This window comes from Prevotella bivia DSM 20514, from assembly GCF_000262545.1.
Taxonomy (GTDB): Bacteria; Bacteroidota; Bacteroidia; order Bacteroidales; family Bacteroidaceae; genus Prevotella; species Prevotella bivia.
In genome coordinates, this window is sequence record NZ_JH660660.1 from 321969 (window position 1) to 325408 (window position 3440).

Below are 3440 nucleotides of genomic sequence, written 5' to 3' on the forward strand. Positions count from 1 at the left end.
ACTTTGTTTCTCAGGCACTTGGAGTTCTTACAAGAATTTATGCTGCGGAATTAAGGAAATATATAAAAATTATAGTTTGTGTTTTCACCGTTTTTCTATTTTTTTCTTGTAGCAAAGACGAAGTTTTCAATCCTTTAGAAAACACCATTTGGGTATATGAATTTAAAGAAGCAGAGCATATAGTAGATGCTAAAGCTGTTGAATATCATTTTGGAACAGATAAAGTAGCATATTATGCTATTGATAAAGATGGAAAGATTTGGCTCAGTAGAAATTTAGTGGGGGATATTTTCATAATTGTTTTATTTTTCTTTCCTTTGTATTATGGAAGAGAAATATCTTTATCAGTTAGCCGAGTTAGTTCTTCCCAGCGAAGTCCTGGTATTTTCTAATAGTTAGGATAGAAAAGGATTCTACCTTGTTTCGTATTTATTTAGATGAGAAGATGGAAACGGAACTTCTCGATGACCTCCACTTTGAATCAAAAGGTTTTATGGCAGTAGTTGATATAACGGACTTTCCTATTCGTGATCACAAAGTAATCCTTTCCTTTCGCCGTCGTCGCTGGGTTGATACTCGTACAGGTAAAAGCTTCTCCTTGCCCTTACCCATAGATCTTACTTCCTCTGGAACTCGTTATAGTAAAGAGTTCGGAGATTTTTTAAAAGAAACGTATGGAGACATCCCCCGTGACCTGCCGTACGCTTGAGGATTTTTATCATATAAATGGACATACTTTTGAGAAACAATACAAGGAAACTTTAAGTGGTTATAGGGGCTGGGAACAGTTATCCCATGCTGATAAATGGGTGTTGTTTCCTGAGAATATAGGTAAGTTTCTTGCCATTGACGAGGTAGCTCTCTCAAATGGTGAATTATATACCCTCGTTACTAATCGTGATAAACACGGTAAAGAAGGCTGTTTGGTAGCTATTGTAGCAGGTACAAAATCAGATGAAGTCTGTAAGATATTAGATAAAATAGATGAACAACAAAGAGAACAAGTAGAAGAAGTTACTTTAGATTTATCTGATACAATGCGTAAAATTGTACATCATTGTTTTCCTAAAGCTCAAAGAGTTATTGATAGATTTCATATCCAAAAGTTAGCCTGTGATGCAGTACAACAGATAAGAATAGATTATAGATGGGATGCAATACAGGAAGCCACTGATGATATGGAAAATGCTAAATTAGAGGGTAAAAAATACGAACCATTTATTTATGAAAATGGAGATACGCGTAAAGAGTTATTGGCAAGGAGTAGGTATTTACTATTTAAGTCTGCTGATAAATGGACTACAACACAAAAACAGAGAGCTAGAATATTATTTAGAGAATACCCCAAACTCAAGATAGCATATGGACTATGTCATTCGTTAAGGATGATTTTTGCTAAAAATACTATTAAAGATGCTGCAAGACTAAGCATGGCTAAGTGGTATAATAAGGTAGAAGAAGCTGGATTTCATTCCTTTAATGTGATTGCTGCAACATTCTATGAACATTATAATGATATACTCAATTTCTATAATAACAGAGCTTCAAATGCGGCAGCAGAATCGTTTAACTCAAAAATAAAATTATTCAGAGCCAATCTAAGAGGAGTTACGGATAAAAAATTCTTTATTTTTAGATTAAGTAAACTATATGGATATCCCCACTAAATTTCTACTGACCCCATCCTTAACCTTAAGCACTACTGTCCACGAAATTCCTTTAACATTAAAAAAAGTAACAAATTGACAGTTACCCATCAAAATTGAGGCAGAGCTGCTGGTATTTTCCTTCAGTAAATTCTTCCTCTTTCTGTTCAATGAGCAAGTCGCACAATGGCATTTTTGTCAACAATGCCGTGCTTAAAATTCTTAGAACATCATAGGTTTGAAGCTTTAGGTCCATACATTCTTGTACGATAACGACAAGACAATATGCAATGATAGCTGCATAGATTTGTATTTTCACAGCATTCTCAGAGGTTCCATAAAACTCTTTGATGCGCAGATGTTGCTTCAGCCATTTGAAGAACAGTTCTACTCTCCATCTGTATTTGTAAAGTAGGGCAACCTGTTCCGCTGTAACTTCAAAATTGTTCGTGTAAAATACAAATGTCCTATTACCATCATAGTCATAGAACACCACTCGCCGAAGTTTATTTGGATATTGCTTCTTAGTCTTGTGTCCCTTGAAACGTATAATTTGATCAGCCATAATTCCAGATGAAGGGGTGTTGTATTCTTTATCTTCTATGACCTCAAACGACATTTTATGTTTTTCTCTAACGACAAAGTAAGCTTCTGCTTCTTCTATGATATAAAGTTTATTAGTTGCCATATACGCCCTGTCAAATATATAGAAACTCTCTTTCTCATAGGGAATTAGCTCCATCACTTGGGAATCGTGAACTGAAGCATCTGTAATGACAGAAAATGTCGGAATGTCTGTCTTCACATCATACAGTTCATGCAATTTCACTCCTCCTTTCCCATGATGCAGTTTAGTCCACTAGTATACAGAAAGGCACAATGATATTGTTGAGGAGTCGAACGCATAGACATTGTTCGATATGAAGAAGTCCTTGACGACTCCTCGTTTCTCCCTTGCTATGGAAACCATCTTGTCTGCAAACTCCTGGAATATCTTGATCTCGCGTATTTCATTAGCCTTGCTCAAATTGCTTCTACTGACATTCTTTCCAAAACCAAGATGGTGGAACGCTGACTTGAACGGACTGATGGTTACAATAAGGTCTCGTAATCCCTCACGATTGGACAACTGACCAAATAGAAGAACCATCAGATGGTTCCAACAAGTAAAACTCTTAACATATTTGTTGCCTTCATACTTTTTTACCAACCACTCAAAGTTCTTCCTTGGAAGAAAATCTACAAGTTGCGTGAATACATATCGACCTTGATTCATAACTACCCTGAATTTGTAGATGCTTACAAATTGTAAGTTCTTACAAAGATAGCAGTTTCAAAACCTCCGAGTGCCTTTTTTGTATGAAGACCTCTTTATTTACAAGGTGTTTGAGCAAATGTTAACGGATTTTCGTGGACAGTAGTGAACCTTAAGCTCAGCATCCCTTTGCTCAAGAAGTTTAACAACAGCTTCCCGAGTGAGAGAATGGTAGTCAGATGTCATTGTGCAATAAGGCATATCCATTACATTATCAGTTCTTTATACAATGTAAAGGTGCGAAAAATATCTGACACTGGCAAGAAAATACTAAGATTTGTTGTATCTTTTTCTTCGGTAGCAATTAGGATTTATACCTTCAATATAGAGTACCAGTTCGTCCCAGCGAAGTTCATAAAATCCAGTTCTCGCCAGTATGATTTTAGGACTCAGGCAACCCTGTACCATCTGTTTATGATAGACGACAAAACCACAGCGTTCCCAGTGCAGCAATTTGATTCGGTTACGGGATCGATTGT

4 protein-coding genes and 1 pseudogene are annotated in these 3440 nt (G+C 36.2%); 2 read left to right on the forward strand and 3 right to left on the reverse strand.

Annotated elements, in window-relative coordinates; translation table 11 throughout:
* The first annotated feature begins 324 nt into the window (after positions 1-324).
* Positions 325-709: pseudogene (locus tag PREBIDRAFT_RS03745) on the forward strand (ISAon1 family transposase N-terminal region protein).
* Complete coding sequence (locus tag PREBIDRAFT_RS03750; protein WP_004339264.1) at positions 675-1667, forward strand: ISAon1 family transposase; 993 nt, start codon at positions 675-677, stop codon at positions 1665-1667. Before PREBIDRAFT_RS03745 ends, PREBIDRAFT_RS03750 begins: the two are co-directional and overlap by 35 nt.
* Positions 1668-1749: 82 nt before the next feature.
* Here PREBIDRAFT_RS03750 and PREBIDRAFT_RS11675 read toward each other — a convergent pair whose 3' ends face one another.
* From PREBIDRAFT_RS11675 to PREBIDRAFT_RS11045, 3 genes are all read right to left on the reverse strand, one after another.
* Positions 1750-2496, reverse strand: coding sequence for an IS4 family transposase (locus tag PREBIDRAFT_RS11675; protein ID WP_080547858.1), 747 nt, complete (start codon positions 2494-2496; stop codon positions 1750-1752).
* A gap of 9 nt (positions 2497-2505) precedes the next feature.
* Entirely contained in the window at positions 2506-2922 is a 417-nt protein-coding gene (locus PREBIDRAFT_RS11680) for a DUF4372 domain-containing protein (RefSeq protein ID WP_004337935.1), read from the reverse strand.
* Positions 2923-3231: 309 nt separating this feature from the next.
* Positions 3232-3414: a transposase gene (locus PREBIDRAFT_RS11045; RefSeq protein ID WP_244864331.1), complete on the reverse strand. Its 183-nt coding sequence runs from the start codon at positions 3412-3414 to the stop codon at positions 3232-3234.
* Positions 3415-3440 lie beyond the last annotated feature (26 nt).

Coding starts and splice junctions, on each gene's coding strand:
- PREBIDRAFT_RS03750 (WP_004339264.1), top strand. CDS start 675: ATGGAGACATCCCCCGTGACCTGCCGTACGCTTGAGGATTTTTATCAT.
- PREBIDRAFT_RS11680 (WP_004337935.1), bottom strand. CDS start 2,922: ATGAATCAAGGTCGATATGTATTCACGCAACTTGTAGATTTTCTTCCA.